The sequence below is a fragment of the Pseudomonas sp. 203-8 genome, from assembly GCF_020708595.1.
GTDB lineage: Bacteria > Pseudomonadota > Gammaproteobacteria > Pseudomonadales > Pseudomonadaceae > Pseudomonas > Pseudomonas aeruginosa.
Genome location: NZ_JAJFDF010000005.1, coordinates 348,443 through 364,125 on the forward strand (window position 1 = coordinate 348,443; position 15,683 = coordinate 364,125).

General features: G+C 66.9%; 12 protein-coding genes. 3 read left to right on the plus strand and 9 right to left on the minus strand.

Going from position 1 to position 15,683, the window contains the following annotated elements; all coding sequences use genetic code 11:
• Positions 1 to 42 precede the first annotated feature (42 nt).
• From praA to ettA, 6 genes are all read right to left on the minus strand, one after another.
• Positions 43 to 531, minus strand: coding sequence for an alkane oxidation protein activator PraA (praA, locus tag LJF27_RS14230; protein WP_003119407.1), 489 nt, complete (start codon positions 529 to 531; stop codon positions 43 to 45).
• 597 nt (positions 532 to 1,128) lie between these two features.
• Positions 1,129 to 2,406, minus strand: a complete 1,278-nt coding sequence (locus tag LJF27_RS14235) for an efflux RND transporter periplasmic adaptor subunit (protein WP_003103134.1) — start codon at positions 2,404 to 2,406, stop codon at positions 1,129 to 1,131.
• On the minus strand, positions 2,396 to 3,877 hold the full coding sequence (locus LJF27_RS14240; protein WP_016253901.1) for a TolC family protein: 1,482 nt from the start codon (positions 3,875 to 3,877) through the stop codon (positions 2,396 to 2,398). The genes LJF27_RS14235 and LJF27_RS14240 overlap by 11 nt, the downstream gene beginning before the upstream one ends.
• Positions 3,870 to 5,063 carry an ABC transporter permease gene (locus tag LJF27_RS14245; RefSeq protein WP_003103140.1) on the minus strand — a complete coding sequence of 398 codons (1,194 nt, stop codon included), beginning with the start codon at positions 5,061 to 5,063 and terminating at the stop codon, positions 3,870 to 3,872. The genes LJF27_RS14240 and LJF27_RS14245 overlap by 8 nt, the downstream gene beginning before the upstream one ends.
• Positions 5,060 to 5,746, minus strand: a complete 687-nt coding sequence (locus LJF27_RS14250) for an ABC transporter ATP-binding protein (protein ID WP_003103142.1) — start codon at positions 5,744 to 5,746, stop codon at positions 5,060 to 5,062. The genes LJF27_RS14245 and LJF27_RS14250 overlap by 4 nt, the downstream gene beginning before the upstream one ends.
• A gap of 506 nt (positions 5,747 to 6,252) precedes the next feature.
• Positions 6,253 to 7,917, minus strand: a complete 1,665-nt coding sequence (ettA, locus tag LJF27_RS14255; protein ID WP_003094829.1) for an energy-dependent translational throttle protein EttA — start codon at positions 7,915 to 7,917, stop codon at positions 6,253 to 6,255.
• 140 nt (positions 7,918 to 8,057) lie between these two features.
• Here ettA and LJF27_RS14260 point away from each other — a divergent pair, with 140 nt between their 5' ends.
• Together LJF27_RS14260 and escR are read left to right on the plus strand one after the other, a co-directional pair.
• Entirely contained in the window at positions 8,058 to 8,213 is a 156-nt protein-coding gene (locus LJF27_RS14260) for a hypothetical protein (RefSeq protein WP_009316255.1), read from the plus strand.
• Positions 8,214 to 8,409: 196 nt separating this feature from the next.
• Entirely contained in the window at positions 8,410 to 8,928 is a 519-nt protein-coding gene (gene escR / locus LJF27_RS14265) for a TetR/AcrR family transcriptional regulator EscR (protein ID WP_003094834.1), read from the plus strand.
• 50 nt (positions 8,929 to 8,978) lie between these two features.
• On the opposite strand, the gene oprJ is transcribed toward escR, so the two are convergent.
• From oprJ to mexC, 3 genes are read right to left on the minus strand one after another with little or no spacing between them, the layout of a single operon-like run.
• On the minus strand, positions 8,979 to 10,418 hold the full coding sequence (gene oprJ / locus LJF27_RS14270; RefSeq protein WP_003103148.1) for a multidrug efflux transporter outer membrane subunit OprJ: 1,440 nt from the start codon (positions 10,416 to 10,418) through the stop codon (positions 8,979 to 8,981).
• Positions 10,419 to 10,423: 5 nt separating this feature from the next.
• Complete coding sequence (mexD, locus tag LJF27_RS14275; protein WP_003103150.1) at positions 10,424 to 13,555, minus strand: multidrug efflux RND transporter permease subunit MexD; 3,132 nt, start codon at positions 13,553 to 13,555, stop codon at positions 10,424 to 10,426.
• A gap of 27 nt (positions 13,556 to 13,582) precedes the next feature.
• On the minus strand, positions 13,583 to 14,746 hold the full coding sequence (gene mexC, locus LJF27_RS14280; protein WP_004352726.1) for a multidrug efflux RND transporter periplasmic adaptor subunit MexC: 1,164 nt from the start codon (positions 14,744 to 14,746) through the stop codon (positions 13,583 to 13,585).
• A gap of 160 nt (positions 14,747 to 14,906) precedes the next feature.
• Here mexC and nfxB point away from each other — a divergent pair, with 160 nt between their 5' ends.
• Positions 14,907 to 15,470: an efflux pump transcriptional repressor NfxB gene (gene nfxB, locus LJF27_RS14285; protein WP_003094842.1), complete on the plus strand. Its 564-nt coding sequence runs from the start codon at positions 14,907 to 14,909 to the stop codon at positions 15,468 to 15,470.
• Positions 15,471 to 15,683 lie beyond the last annotated feature (213 nt).

The window sequence follows — 15,683 nt, forward strand, 5'->3', positions numbered from 1 at the left end:
GCGCGAAACCGCTGGCGCCGAGGGCGCCAGCGGCAGCCCGGATTACGGGTTGACTACGAAGGCCGGGGTCGGCTTCACGCTCAGGCTGTTGATCTTGCAGTTGCCTGCCAGCGACTGATTGCTGGCGCTGAGGGTGTTGGTGGCGTTGCTCCAGGAACCGTTGACGGTGCTCGGGCCACAGGTAGAGGAGAGAATCTTGAAGCCGACGCCATCGACCTTGCCGGCAGTGGTGCTGGAAACGGTCAGCTTCCACGGCAGGCCGGTCATCTGCGGCACGCTGCACAGGGTGTTGCTGCCGCTGACGGTGACGCTGTCGATCGAGGCATAGGAGCCATCGGCGGCGGTCTTGCCCTTGAAGGTGATGTTGCAGGTCACTGGCAGATTGAGCGACGCCGGCGAGCTCACGCTGATGGTGCCAGGTGCGGTGAAGGCCGAGTTGACCGGGGTGATGGTGGCCGCGCTGGCCATGGACGAAACGCTCAGGCAGAGAGCAAGAGCAGCAAAGGACGGCAGGGACTTGATGGATTTCATTGTTTTGTATCCTTCCAGTGAGTTGGCAACGCTCGCGGTTGCCGAGCCTTGATCATGCGGCAGGATCGTCGCCGACCCGCCCCCACGACCACCTTGTGCCTTCCCGTCCGATCCACCTGCCAGGCGAACCACACCACCCGCCTTGGCCGTGCGTACCGGGATTCGGGAGAGGCTTTACCTCATGAGTCCTATCCGGTGCCGACGCTGACGGTCCCCACGACGAGCCGGGACAGACCGGATATCGGAAAGATCCGATAGGGTTTGCCAACCCGCCGCGCCTCGAGATGCCCACCTGGCCGACCTCCGCGAACGCAGGCCTGACAGGGCTGGCAATCACCACGAAGGGGCAGTGGACCAGTCAACGACGGGGGCCAGAGTACGGTCAGCGCGGCTCTGGAAAAGCCTAGCGAAAGAAGGGGGTTGACCCTCCGAAGGAAGGTCGGTGAATGCCGTGGAGGGCGGACGAAGCGTTGTCGCGAAGGAATCCTGATACCTCTGTCAACATCCGCGTCGGGAAGAAACGCACCATGACGGGGCGTACCTACCAGAATTGGCAGCTCGCGAAGCGACCCAGCCAACCCAAAGTTAGGTTGCCAACTATCGGTCGGACGAGGACGGCACGCGAACGAGACCCGGCTGCAACTCGAACACCTCCACGCCCTCCGGCGTGGAGCGTCCGATCTTGACCTGTTGCGCCATCACGCTGGCGCCGGGAGCCTGGCGAACGTCCACGAACAGCCGGTCACCCTCGTGGCGTATCGCCTCCGGCGGCACGACGATGGCCTGTTCGTTGCGATAGGTGGTGACCGTCAGCTTGGCGCTCATTCCCAGACGAATCTTCTGCAACTGGCGGGGATCGAGCGGCGCTACCGACACCGTCACCTCGAACTGCGGGCTACCTCCCTGGGCCATGCCGGGCAGAGCCTGACCACCGAGGGCGGCGATGACGCCCGCCAGCGTGGTGCCCTCGAAGCCGTCGCCACTGATTTCCACCGCCTGCCCTTCGCGTAACTGGTTGATATCCAGTTCGGAAACCTTCGCAGATACCTTCAGCCGCTCGACGCTGGCCAGGCCGAACAACGCCTGGCCCTGCCCCAGCTTGCTACCGGCCTGCACCGGTTCGCGGCTGCCCTGCTCGCCAGCCAGGCCGGGCGCCGCGACGACGATACCGGCAAAGGGCGCGCGCACCGTACGGCCATCCAGCTGGGCCTGCAGCGTCTCGTATTTCACGCTGGCGTTGGCCAGGTCCATTTCGGCGATCTGGCGATTCTCGCCCTGCCCCTTGGCGCGGGTCGACTCCACTTCCCGCCGGGCCGCCTCCAGGTCCATGCGCTGCTGGCTGGCCTGTTGTTCGAGATCGTCGAGTTCGTTGCGCGGGACGATCCCGCGCTGGAACAGCTCGCGGGTCTCGCGCAACTTGCGCTCGGTGCTGCTCTGCGCCAGCTGCGCGCTGCGCAGGGCACGACGGACCCGCGCCATGTCCTCGCCACGCTCCCAGTCGCGCAGGTCCTGCAGGGTGCGACGGGCCTTGAGCAACGCCGACTGTGCCTCGCGCACCTGCACGGCGATCTCGCGGGTGTCCATGCGCAGCAGCTCCTGTCCTTCCGCGACCCGCTGTCCCGGCTCCACCAGCAGCGCCTCGACATTGCCGGCGAAGGGCGCCGCCAGGGTCACCACGCGCCCCGGTTCCAGGCGTCCGACCAGGCCGATCTGATGCACCAGCGGGGCCGCCCGTACGGCGACCCAGCGCTCCCCTTCCGTGCGTTTCGCGGTGCCGCCGGCGAGGACCAGCCAGGCCAGCGCCGCAACAACCGCCAGGCCGGCGGCGAGCGACAATGCCGGCCGGCGCAGGAAGGAAAACCGGTCAGTGGTCATTGAGCGAAATCTCCCAGCTATCCAGGGTCATGCCGACGATCAGGTCGAGCTGCGTCTGCGCATTGAGAAACGAGATCAGAGCATTCAATTGGGTGTTCTCGACGTTGCGCAGGTCGGTCTCGAAGCTCAGCACCTGGAAGTTGCTCGAACGCCCGACGCGCAGCTTTTCCCGTTCGATCTCCAGCTTGCGCCGCGACAACGCGGTGGCGCGCTGGGCGATCTGGTACTGGCGCCAGCGCGTGCCGAGGTCGCGCACCGCATCGATGACGTTCTGCTCCAGGGTCTGCCGGGCATCCTCGATCAGGATCTTCTGGTTCTCCACGTCGACCTGGGCGCGCACCTCGGCCTGCCGGCGGCTGAGGTCGCCGATGGGAATTTCCACCTGTACCCCGGCGTAGCTGTCCCAGCTGCGTGAATTGTCGCCACCACCCTCGCTGTAGCGGTCGCGGATCTGGCTGGCGCCGCCCACCAGCGAGACATCCCACAGGCGCTGGTTCTTCGCCAGCACCAGGTTGAGGTCGGCCTGGCGACTGCCGATCAGGCGTTGCAGGTATTCCGGTTGCTGCTGCAGGGCGGTCCTGATCGCCTGCTGGCGGTCGACCTCGATCGGCGTGGCGGCCAGCGCATCGCTGGCGCGGATCTGCGTCGACAGGTCCAGCGCCAGCAGTTGCAGCAGGGCCAGGCGTGCGCTGTCGACCTGGTTGGCGGACTCCTCGACGTTGAGCTCCTGGCTGGCGACGTCGGCCTCGGTCTGCACGATCTCGAATTCGGCCATTCGCCCGGCGCGGATCATCGCCCGGTTGACCTCGAGCAGCTCCTGGGTCCGCGCCAGGGCTTCGCGAGCGATGCGCGCCTGCTCCTGGGCGCGCAGCAGCTCCCGGTAGGCGCCGATGACCTGGCTGATGGTCTGCGACACGCTGGCCTTGAGTTGCAGGCGATTGGCGTCTTCGGAGAGACGTGCCAGGCGCAGCGGCGCGGTGGTGACGTCCCAGCCCGCATCGCGCAGCAACGGCTGGACGACGGTCAGGTCGAGGCCATCGCTGCGGTAGCGCCCGGCCTCGTCGGCGGTGCGGAACTGCTTGACCCAGGCCAGGCTGAAGCGAGTGCCATATTCGCCAAGCAGGGTCGCGGTGGGCGAGACATTGCTGGTCCTCGTGCGGTCTTCGGTGGCGCGGTTGGCGCGATAGTCGCCGCGCACCACCAGCTTCGGGTTGAAGGCGTCGGCGGCGACGCGCAGGTCGAACTTCTGCGCGATCCGTTGCAGGTAGGCGCTACGGATTCCACGGTTGTTGCGCAGGCCAAGATAGACCGCGTCGCTCAGGCTGAGGTCGATCACCTGCTCGCTGAGCAGTACCGACCTGCCCTGTTCGCGGGCCATGCTCGGTACGTCCGGACTCAGCGCCGGGTTGACGCTGGCCGCCACCGGAAGAGCGGTGACCAGCCACAGCACGCCCAGGCCCCACCTATTCATCGCGCAGCGCCTCGACCGGTTGCAGGCGAGCCGCCGAGACCGCCGGATAGAGCCCGAAGAACAGCCCCACCAGCAGGGTACTGCCCATCCCCAGCGGCAGGGCCGCGTAGGCCAGGGAGAAGGTCCAGCCGGAGAACCTGGCGTAGAGATACGCAGCCGCCACGCCGAGCACCGCGCCCGACAGCGCGCCCGCGGCGGTCAGGGTCACCGCCTCGATCAGGAAAAGATTGCGGATGTCCCGCTGGCGCGCGCCCAGCGCCATGCGCACGCCGATTTCCCGGCGGCGTTCGGCGACACTCATCAGCATCACGTTCATCACTCCGACGCCGCCGCCGAGCAGGGAGATGATCCCCAGTCCGGCCAGCAGGTAGGTGAAGGTCCGGGTCTGCCGCTTGAGTCCATCGAGCACCTGCTGCGAGACCTGGACCTGCGCCTCGTGACCGGGCAACCGCGCCGTCAGGGCCGCGCCCAGGGCCGCGCCGACGCTATAGACGTCCGCTCCCGGCGAGACCCGCGCCACCACATGGCTGACCTCGGCGGCCGGCTGCAGGCGCGGCATGCCCGGCGCCGGCACGAACAGCGAGTCGTTGGCGGCGAACGGCAAGAGAGCGGCGCTGGCCTGCGGCTGGAGAATGCCGATCACGCGGAACAGATAGTCGTTGACCGTCAGTTGCTCGCCGAGGCGCAGCGGATCGCCGGGCGCCCCCAGGGCCTCGGCGATTGTCGCGCCCACCACCACGTAGGTGTCGTGATCGTCGAAGCGCGAGAGGAAACGTCCTTCGCGCAGCCGCAGCCTGGCGGCAGCCGCGAGCCCGGCGCTGGCGCCGACGATACTGGCGTTGCTGGTGCGTCCGTGAAAGGTCACCGGCGCCGAGTACAGGCCCAGCGCCGCCAGGTGCTCCAGACCGGCCACGTCGCGGAGCAGCGGTTCGGTGTCGAGCGACGCCGGCATCGGCATCGGCGCCTGCGGGGCGAACGGGAACTGCACCACCAGGGTGTCGGTGCCCATGTCCTTGAAGATGCTCATCGCTTCGTCGGTCGCGTTGCTGCCGATGTTCAGCATCGCGATCACCGATGAACAGCCCATGACGATACCCAGCAACGCCAGCAGCGAGCGGCGCCCCAGCCCGCGAAGACTGGCGAGGGCCTCGTGAAGCAATTGCCGGGGCGACGGGCTGGCGCTCACCGGCAGGCCTCCGCCAGGTCCTCGTGCACCTCGCCATGCCGCACTGTCAGTTGGCGCCCGAGACGGGCGGCCAGGCTGGGATCATGGGTGACCACCACCAGGGTCACCTGGCGCTCGCGGTTGAGGGTGAGGAGCAGCTCCAGCACTTCTTTCGCGGTGCTCGCGTCGAGGTTGCCGGTTGGTTCGTCGGCGAGGATCAGCGCCGGCTCGCCGACCAGCGCGCGAGCGATGGCGACGCGCTGCCGCTGGCCGCCGGAGAGGTCCGCCGGACGATGGCCGGCGCGCTCGGCCAGGCCGACCCGGGCGAGCATCGCCTCGGCCCGCTCCAGTGCCTCGCGGCGCGGCATCCCTCGATAGCTCAGGGGCAGCGCGACGTTGTCCAGCGCGTTCAGCCGCGGCAACAGGTTGAAGCTCTGGAAGACGAAGCCGATCAGGCGGTTGCGGATCGCCGCCAGTCGGTCCCCGTCGACGCTGAAGATGTCGTGCTCGGCGAAGCGGTAGGCACCGCTGTCCGGGCGGTCGAGCAGGCCGAGGATATTCAGCAGGGTGCTCTTGCCCGAGCCCGACGCGCCGACGATCGCGCAGCTTTCTCCGGGAAAGATGTCCAGGCAGACGTCTTTCAGTATCTGCAGCGGCTGCCCCCCCAGGAGGTAGCCCTTGCCGATCCCCCGCAGGGAGATCAATGATTCGTGCTTGTTTGTTGTTGGCATTCGCACCCGACCGCTCGCATCCCTTCAAGGCCCGCCCGGTCGTACCGCCGCAAGGCCGGCGATACAGGCCGAACGGCCATACTGCTGATGATGGGGACAGCGCACAAGCCGCCACCACCGGCAACGCTACCCCGAGGCGCCAGCGCCGAGCGAAGGTAGCGGCTGGTCCGCCCGGCCAATGCCGGTACTCGATTCCGCCGGGCTTCGCCATATGGCGCGGCCTCTCCGGGCAGGCGGTATTGAGCGCACGGATCGGCTGCGCAGACCACTAGCAGAGCTGACACCATCGCAGCCGTCGATGCACCCCCATCTTTAGTTAGGTGAAGGCTCAGGCATGCTGCGTGGGAGCCTCCCCCGGGTACCGCCTATGGAGGTGTCCCTGCGCAGTTCCCATGTTCCCCAGCGCATGGCTCGTTGAATTCCAGGCATGAAAAAACCGCCGGCCGGCAACGCCGGCGGGCGGTTTCTCGAGGGTGCGCTTACGCCAGTTTCTTGTAGCGCACGCGGTGCGGCTGGGCCGCGGCGTCGCCCAGGCGCTTCTTGCGGTCCGCCTCGAACTCGGTGTAGTTGCCTTCGAAGAAGGTCACCTTGCCATCGTCCTCGTAGGAGAGGATGTGGGTGGCGATCCGGTCGAGGAACCAGCGGTCGTGGGAGATCACGATGGCGGAGCCGGGGAAGTCCAGCAGCGCCTCTTCCAGCGCACGCAGGGTTTCCACGTCGAGGTCGTTGGACGGTTCGTCGAGCAGCAGCACGTTGCCGCCCTGCTTCAGGGTCAGGGCCAGGTGCAGACGGCCACGCTCACCGCCGGAGAGGTCCTTGACGAACTTCTGCTGGTCGGCGCCCTTGAAGTTGAAGCGACCGACATAGCTGCGCGACGGGACTTCGTAGTTGCCGATCTTGATCTGCTCGAAACCGTCGGAAACCTGCTCCCACACGGTCTTGTTGCCTTCCAGGCTGTCACGGCTCTGGTCGACGCTGGCGATCTGCACGGTCTCGCCGATCTCGATGGTGCCGGAGTCCGGCTGCTCCTTGCCGGTAAGCATGCGGAACAGGGTCGACTTGCCCGCGCCGTTGCCGCCGATCACACCGACGATGGCGCCCTTGGGAATGCTCAGGGACAGGTTGTCGATCAGCACGCGGTCGCCGTAGCCCTTGGTCACATTGTGCAGTTCGATGACCTTGTCGCCCAGGCGCGGACCGGCCGGGATGTAGATCTCGTTGGTCTCGCTGCGCTTCTGGAATTCCTGCGACTGCAGTTCCTCGAAGCGCTGCAGGCGCGCCTTGGACTTGGCCTGGCGGCCCTTGGCGCCCTGGCGTACCCACTCCAGCTCGGCCTTCATGGCCTTGGCGTGGGAGGCTTCCTGCTTGGCTTCCTGGGCCAGGCGGGCGGCCTTGGATTCCAGCCAGCCGGAGTAGTTGCCTTCGAACGGGATGCCATGGCCACGGTCGAGTTCGAGGATCCAGCCGGCGACGTTGTCGAGGAAGTAGCGGTCGTGGGTGATCGCCACCACAGTGCCGGGGAAGTCGTGCAGGAAATGCTCCAGCCAGGCCACCGAGTCGGCGTCCAGGTGGTTGGTCGGTTCGTCCAGCAGCAGCATGTCGGGAGCCGACAGCAGCAGACGGCACAGCGCTACGCGGCGCTTTTCGCCGCCGGACAGGTGCTCGACCTTGGCATCCCACGGCGGCAGGCGCAGGGCGTCGGCGGCGACTTCCAGCTGGCGTTCCAGGTTGTGTCCGTCGGATGCCTGCAGGATCGCCTCCAGCTTGGCCTGCTCGGCGGCCAGGGCGTCGAAGTCGGCATCCGGCTCGGCATAGGCGGCATAGACCTCGTCCAGCCGCGCCTGGGCCTGCTTGATCTGGCCGACGGCCTCTTCGACGATGTCGCGCACGGTGGCCTGCGGGTCCAGCTTGGGCTCCTGCGGCAGGTAGCCGACGTTGATCCCCGGCATCGGCCGGGCCTCGCCTTCGATCTCGGTGTCGACGCCGGCCATGATCCGCAGCAGGGTGGACTTGCCCGCGCCGTTCAGGCCGAGCACGCCGATCTTGGCGCCGGGGAAGAACGACAGGGAGATGTCCTTGAGGATTTCACGCTTGGGCGGAACGATCTTGCCGACCCGATGCATGGTGTAGACGTACTGAGCCAAAACGAGCACCTCATGAAGAAAAGGAAAAAAACTCGGCCAAGTATATGACAGACCGAGAGAAAGCTGGCCAGCCACCCCGGTTTTCGTGGGGCGGGGCGCTTTGCCGGCGGATGTTCGCCGTCCGATTCCAGGCCGTTACGGTGACGCTGAGCAGCGTACTGGCCGCCCTTACTGTCTCCGCTACCCTCGTCCTGTCAAAGGCGTTCTGCCTGAGCGAGGCGGCGACCATCGCCCCGTGCGAGGTCTGGGTGGGCCTGGCACTGCTCGCGGCCATGGTGCTGCCGCTCAAGACCTGACGCGAAGCAAGGCGTGGGGAGATCCAGCCTGCTACAATTGATCCAAATCAGTCTCAAAAGAACAAAAAAAACCTCAAAAATGACACTCGCTCCCAGATCCGCCCAGCTACCCGACTCCCCGCACAGGGACAGTCTCGACCCAGCGCCAACCCCGTCGTCTCAGGACCAGCGCCTGCTCAAGGCCCTGGCCACCGCGATGGTCAATCATCCGCGCGCCACCATGGGAGAACTGGCGGAACTGGCAGGAGTGAGCAGGGCAACCCTGAACCGTCATTGCGGTACCCGCGAAGGTCTCAAGCGGCGCCTGGAAAGCCATGCCAGGAGTACCCTCGAACGCCTCACCCACAGCGCCGCCCTGCAGCGGCTGGAGCCGCGGGAAGCGCTACGCGAGCTGATCCGGGAACACCTCGCCCAGCGCGACCTGCTGGCGCTGCTGATGTTCGAGCAGAACCCGGGACGCCAGGCCGGGCATGGGGACGCCAGTTGGCAGTCCTATGTCGAAGCCCTGGACGCCTTCTTCCTGCGCGGCCAGCAGAAGCGTGTGTTCCGTATCGATATCAGCGCGGCGACCTTCAGCGAACTCTTCATCGTCCTGATCTACGGCATGGTCGATGCCGAGCGCCGCGGTCGCGCGGCCAGCGCCGGGTTGTCCGCCACGCTGGAGGAGCTGTTCCTGCGTGGCGCGTCGAACCCCGCACAACCTGCCAGCCCTTGAGCGGGCGGCAGTTGCCACCCGCTAGCACCGTTTCCCACACGTTTACCCGCTCAACTCCTGCCGCCTCGATGTACCACCAGGCTCCGTCCCTCGTCCCAGCCTCCGCCGAGCGCGCGGAACAGGTCGACCAGGGCGATCTGCCGCTGGGTGCTGCCGTCGATGAAGGCGATCTCGTTGAGGAAGCTGCTGCGCTGCGCATCGAGGTAGCGCAGGTGGTTGTCGACGCCACTCTCGTAGCGTGCCTTGGCCAGCTTCAGGGCTTCGTTGCTGCTGTTCGCCAGGGCGCGCAGGGCCTTCTCTTCGCGACGCAGGGTATCGCTGGCCGCCAGGGCGTCGGCGACCTCGCGGAAAGCGGTCTGGATGGTCCCCTCGTAGGCGGCCACCGCCGAATCCTTGCGCGCCTCGGCCAGGCTCAGGTTGGCACGGTTGCGCCCGCCATCGAAGATCGGCAGCGTCAGCGTCGGCAGGAAGCTCCAGGAGCGCGAGCCGCCATCGAACAGGCCGGACATTTCCGCGCTGGAGGTGCCGAAGCTGCCGGTCAGGCTGATGCGCGGGAAGAACGCCGCGCGCGCCGCGCCGATATCCGCGTTGCGCGCCCGCAAACGATGTTCGGCGGCAAGGATGTCCGGGCGTCGCTCGATCAGCTCGGACGGCGTGCCGGGAGCGATGTCCTGCAGCAGCTTCGGCCGCTGCCCCGGACTCCGCGGAATCGCCTGCGCGGCATCGTCGCTACCCAGCAGCAACACCAGCGCGTTGAATGCCTGCTGTTTCTGCCGCAGGTTGCGCTCCTGCTCGGCGCGCGCCTGCTCCACCAGGCCAAGGGCTTCCTGGTAGTCCAGCGCGGTGGCGGCGCCGGCCGCGCGGCGCTGGTCGATCAGGGCGAAGGAATACTCGCGGCTGACCAGGGTCTGACGGGTCAGCGCCAGGCGCCGCAGGGCGCCGTCATAGCTCAGGTAGGCCTGGCTGACCTCGGCGACCAGGGCGATCCGTGCCGCGCGCGCTGCCTCCTCGCTGGCCAGGTACTGTTGCAGGGCTGCGTCGGTCAGGCTCTTGACCCGACCGAAGAGGTCCAGTTCGTACTCCGGCAGGGCCAGCCCGACCTGGTAGCTGCTGGCCACTTCCGAGCGATTTCCGGCGGACAGGTCGGCCGGCTGCCGCTGGCGGTTGCCGGTGGCAGCGGCGTTCAGGCCCGGAACCCGGTCGGCGCGCTGGATTCGATACTGCGCGCGGGCCGCCTCGATATCCAGGAGGGTCTGGCGCAACGAGCGGTTGTTATCCAGGGCCACGTCCACCAGGCGGCGTAGTTCGGCATCGACGATGAAACTCTTCCAATCCAGCGTGTCGATCGCCGCGCCCTGGCGCTGGGCGGCGGCGCCGCTCCAGCTGTCGGCCACCGGCGCGGCGGGACGTTCGTAGGTCGGCGCCATGGAGCAGGCGCCGAGGGTCAGGGCGATCAGCAGCGCCGATACGCCGAATGCAGGTTTGCGCATCTCGTTCACTCCCCGGCCGAAGCGGCCTGTTCGATGGGTGCCGGCTTGCTGCGCAGCAGCGACAGCAGCCAGACGAAACAGATAGGTACGAACAGCACGCCGAGGAAGGTGGCGCTGAGCATCCCGCCGATCACTCCGGTGCCGATGGCACGCTGGCTCGCCGCGCCGGCACCGCTGGCCAGGGCCAGGGGTATCACGCCGAGGATGAACGCCATGGAAGTCATGATGATCGGCCGGAAGCGCAGGCGCGCGGCCTCGATGGCGGCGTCGCGCAGGCTATGCCCCTGCTCCCAGAGTTCCTTGGCGAACTCGACGATGAGGATCGCGTTCTTCGCCGAAAGACCGATGATGGTGATCAGGCCGACCTTGAAATACACGTCGTTGGACATACCGCTGACCATCACCGCGAGCACCGCGCCGATGGCGCCGATCGGCACGATCAGCATCACCGACAGCGGGATCGACCAGCTCTCGTAGAGCGCCACCAGCAACAGGAACACCACCAGGATGGCGAGGGCGAACAGGCTGGTGGCCTGCCCGGCGGAGACCTTCTCCTGATAGGACAGGCCGGTCCACTCGTAGCCGATGCCGGCCGGCAGTTGCGCGGCCAGGCGCTCCATTTCCGCCATGGCTTCGCCGGTGCTGAAGCCGGGCGCGGCGTCACCGACGATGCGGATCGACGGGTAGCCGTTATAGCGCACCAATTGCACCGGTCCCTCTTCCCATTTAACGCTGACGAAGGCGCTGAGCGGTACCAGGTTGCCAGCAGCGTTAGGCACGTATAGCTCGAGCACGCTTTCCGGGGTCATCCGGTTGCCCTGTTCGGCCTGGATCACCACCCGCTGTTGGCGCCCCGCATTGGTGAAGTCGTTGATCACCTCCGAGCCGAAGGCAGCGGACAGCGTGCCGCTGATGGTCTCGAAGCTCACCCCCAGGGCGCGGGCCTTCTCCCGGTCGATCAACAGGCGCAGTTGCGGCGCTTCGGCCAGTCCTTCCATCATCGCGTAAAGGAATTTAGGGTTGGTCTGGATCTCGCCAAGAAGAGTATCGCGAGCCTGCAGCAGCGCTTCGCGGCCGACCCCGCTACGGTCCATCAGGCGCAATGCGAAGCCGCCGGAGTTACCCAGACCGTTGATCGGTGGCGGCGACACGGCCATGACCGTGCCATCGTCGGGCAGCGCGAAATGCTCGTTCAGCGCGGCGATCTCGGCGGCGGCCGACTGCTCGGCGCCTCGCTCGGACCAGTCCTTGAAGGTCGGGAAGGCCAGCGCGGCATTGTCGCCCTGGCCGGAGAAGCTGAAGCCCGAGATCAGGAACACCGAAGCCACCGCCTCGCGGGACTTGAGGAAGCGCTCGAGCTCCTCGCCGGTGGCATCGGTGCGCACGCGCGAAGCACCAGGCGGCAGTTGCACGTCGACCACCATGTAGCCGAGGTCTTCCGCCGGCACGAAGGCTTCCGGCAGGCGCAGGTAGAAGTAGCCGAGCATGGCCACCAGGCCGGCGTACACCAGCATGAAGCGTCCGGCGCGCGCCACCAGCTTCGAGTTGAGCAGCGAATAGCGCTCGGTGACGCGGGCGAAGCCACGGTTGAAGGCGCCGAAGAAGCCGCGCTTCTCGTGGTGCCCTTCGGGAATGGGCTTGAGCAGCGTGGCGCACAGCGCCGGGGTGAAGGTCAGGGCGAGGAAGCCGGAGAACAGGATCGAGACCGCCAGCGACACCGAGAACTGCTGGTAGATCACCCCCACCGAACCGGCCATGAAAGCCAGCGGCAGGAACACCGCCGAGAGCACCAGGGTGATGCCGACGATGGCGCCGGATACCTGCTTCATCGCCTTGACCGTGGCCTCGGCCGGGGAAATCCCCTCCTCCGCCATGATCCGCTCGACGTTCTCCACCACCACGATGGCGTCGTCCACCAGGATGCCGATCGCCAGGACCATGCCGAACATGGTCATCATGTTCACCGAGAACCCCAGCAGGTACATCACCATCAGCGTACCCAGCAGGCACACCGGCACCACGATGGACGGGATCAGGGTGTAGCGGACGTTCTGCAGGAACAGGAACATCACCAGGAACACCAGGACCATCGCTTCGATCAGGGTGTGGATCACCTTCTCGATGGCCACGTCGACGAAGCGCGAGGTGTCGTAGGGCACGCTGTACTGCATGTCCTCGGGGAAGAACGCCGACAGTTCGGCGAGACGCTGTTTCACCAGGGTAGCGGTCTGGATCGCGTTGGCCCCGGGCGACAGCTGGATCGCCCCGCCCACGGTGGGCGTGCCGTTCAGTCGCGAGGAAATGTTGTAGCTCTCCTTGCCGAGTTCCAGGCGCGCGACATCGGCGAGCCGGACCAGCGAGCCGTCCTGGTTGGCGCGCAGCACTACCTGGCCGAACTCCTGCGGATCGTCCAGAGTGCCCTTCACCGCCAGGGTCGCCGTCAGCTCCTGCGCGGAACTGCCCGGTGCGCTGCCGAAGGCGCCGGCCGGCACCTGCACGTTCTGCCCGCGGATGGCATTGCTCACGTCGTCGATGGAGAGGCCGAAGCCCACCAGCTTCTGCGGATCGATCCAGACCCGCATGGCCGCCTCGGAAGAGAAGAATTGCAGCTTGCCGACGCCCGGCAGGCGCCGCAGCTCGTTGTTGATATTGCGCGCGGCGTAGTCGCCGAGGGCGGTGGTGTCGCTGCGCTGAGCGCCTTCCTTGTAGCTGAGCGCATAGATCAGCAGGAAACCGGCGCTGGTCTGCTCGACCTGCAGGCCCTGGGTCAGCACCGCCTGCGGCATGCGCGCCTCGGCTTTCTTCAGGCGGTTCTGCACGTCCACCTGGGCCAGGTCCGGATCGGTGCCCGGCTCGAAGGTGACGACGATCTCGGCGGTGCCGTTGGAGTTGTTGGTCGACTCGAAGTAGAGCAGGCCCTTGGCGCCGTTCAGCGACTCCTCGAGCACACTGGTGACGGAGTCCACCAGCACCTTCGCCGAGGCGCCGGGATAGGTGGCGGTGATGGTGATCTGTGGCGGCGCGACATTGGGGTACTGCGCTACCGGCAATTTGGAAATGACCAGCAGGCCGGCCAGGGAGATGAACAGGGCCACCACCCAGGCGAAGTTCGGCCGCTTGATGAAGAATTCGGACATCGGAAAATCCTCGGGGCGAACCCGCCCTTACTGTTGCGGCGCAGGTGACTGGGCTTGCGCCTGGGCACCATCCGGCTTCGGCACGATCTTCACCCCCGGCTGCACCGCAGCCAGGCCGCCGACTATGACCCGGTCACCCGGCTCCAGGCCCTCGGTGATCTGCCAGCGCGAACCCTGCATGACGCCGGTACCGACGCTGCGCGCCTCGGCGCGCTCGTCGGCGCCCACCACCATCACCTGGGCGCTGCCGTCGCTGGAGCGGTGCACGGCCCGTTGCGGCACCAGGATCGCCTGGTTGTCGATGCCCTGGGGCGTACGTACGCGCACGTACATGCCCGGCAGCAGGACCCCGTCGGGGTTGGCGAACTTGCCGCGCAGGGCGATCTGGCCGGTGCCGCGATCCACCGCCACGTCGGCGAACTGCAACGCGCCCTGGCGCTCGTAGGGCGTCCCTTCGACGCGCAGGGTCAGCGCCTGGCTGTCGCCGGCGGCCAAGGTGCCTTTCTTCAGGGCGTCGCGCAGGCGCAGGGCCTCGGCCGCGGTCTGGGTGAAATCCGCATAGATCGGATCGAGCTGCTGGATACGCGCCATCAGCGTCGCCTCGCCCTGCCCGACCAGCGCGCCCTCGGTCACCAGCGCGCGGCCGATGCGCCCGGAGATCGGCGCAGTGACCGAGGCGTAGCCGAGGTTCAGGCGCGCGGTCTCCAGGTCGGCCTGGGCCGAGCGGGTCGCCGCCTCGGCGCTGCGCAGGTCGGCGGTGGCGGTATCGAAGTCCTGCTGGCTGACCGCCTGGATCTTCACCAGCGGCTCGTAGCGACGCACCCGCGCCTGCGCCTCGAACAGCACCGCGCGGTTCCGCGCCAGCTCACCTTCGGCGCGCGACACCGCAGCCTTCAGCGGTGCCGGATCGATCTGGAACAGCAGGTCGCCAGCCTTGACGTCGGCGCCCTCCTCGAAGCGCTTCCGCACGACGATGCCGGCCACCCGCGCGCGCACCTCGGCGACCCGCACCGGTTCGATCCGCCCAGGCAGTTCCGAACTCAGCGCCAGGGGCTCGGCCTGCACCGTCAGGACCTCCACCGGCAACACCATTTCGGCGGCCTCCTGTCGCTCTTCCGCCGGCCCACAACCCGCCAACGCGATGGCCATAGCCAACGCCCCGATCCTTCCTATTGCACGCAAATCAGCCATGACACACCCGACCGTTGATTGAAAACGGATCGAATGGTACTTTTTCGAGCTAATTGAGTCAATATTGTCTCAAATGATCTTTTGACAGCTAATTCCTTTGGACGCGAGGCCAGTTTTCTGCACAATGCGCACAATCAGAAAAACCAACCGGGACCCATCGATGACCCTGATTTCCCATGACGAGCGACTCATCAAGGCGCTGGCAGTCGCTATCGTCGACCGCCCGCGAGCGACGCTGAAGGAACTGGCCGAGGCGGCCGGCGTAAGCAAGGCCACCCTGCACCGCTTCTGCGGCACGCGGGACAACCTGGTGCAGATGCTCGAGGACCACGGAGAGACCGTACTGAACCAGATCATCCAGGCCTGCGACCTGGAGCATGCCGAGCCTCTGGAGGCGTTGCAGCGCCTGATCAAGGAACACCTCACCCACCGCGAGCTGCTGGTATTCCTGGTATTCCAGTACCGCCCGGACTTCCTCGACCCGCACGGCGAAGGCGCACGCTGGCAGTCCTACCTGGAAGCGCTGGACGCCTTCTTCCTGCGCGGACAGCAGAAAGGCGTGTTTCGCATCGACATCACGGCGGCCGTGTTCACCGAACTGTTCATCACCCTGGTCTACGGCATGGTCGATGCGGAACGTCGCGGACGGGCGGCCAGCTCCAATTCCGCGCATACCCTGGAGCAGATGTTCCTCCATGGCGCCTCCAATCCGGCTCGCTCCTGACCCTCGCGCCCGCGGCGGCGCCCCTCTCGTCGCCGCATGGCACGGACCGATCCGCGTGCCGTCGACTTCGGCCGCCCGGAGGCCTGCTCGACACTCGGGAAGATCAGTCGTCACCGGTCCTGCGACAAAGTGCCTCGACAGCCGGAAAGGACCGTGACGCTCGTCGGCGATACTGGCACTTGGCCTTGCTTCCGGGCATCCTAACTGTCTACC

Bases quoted from the DNA above. Each gene is read 5' to 3' on its own strand.
- LJF27_RS14235 (WP_003103134.1), bottom strand. From the start codon at position 2,406: ATGACCACTGACCGGTTTTCCTTCCTGCGCCGGCCGGCATTGTCGCTC.
- oprJ (WP_003103148.1), bottom strand. From the start codon at position 10,418: ATGCGCAAACCTGCATTCGGCGTATCGGCGCTGCTGATCGCCCTGACC.
- nfxB (WP_003094842.1), top strand. From the start codon at position 14,907: ATGACCCTGATTTCCCATGACGAGCGACTCATCAAGGCGCTGGCAGTC.
- mexC (WP_004352726.1), bottom strand. From the start codon at position 14,746: ATGGCTGATTTGCGTGCAATAGGAAGGATCGGGGCGTTGGCTATGGCC.
- mexD (WP_003103150.1), bottom strand. From the start codon at position 13,555: ATGTCCGAATTCTTCATCAAGCGGCCGAACTTCGCCTGGGTGGTGGCC.
- escR (WP_003094834.1), top strand. From the start codon at position 8,410: ATGGTCAATCATCCGCGCGCCACCATGGGAGAACTGGCGGAACTGGCA.
- LJF27_RS14240 (WP_016253901.1), bottom strand. From the start codon at position 3,877: ATGAATAGGTGGGGCCTGGGCGTGCTGTGGCTGGTCACCGCTCTTCCG.
- praA (WP_003119407.1), bottom strand. From the start codon at position 531: ATGAAATCCATCAAGTCCCTGCCGTCCTTTGCTGCTCTTGCTCTCTGC.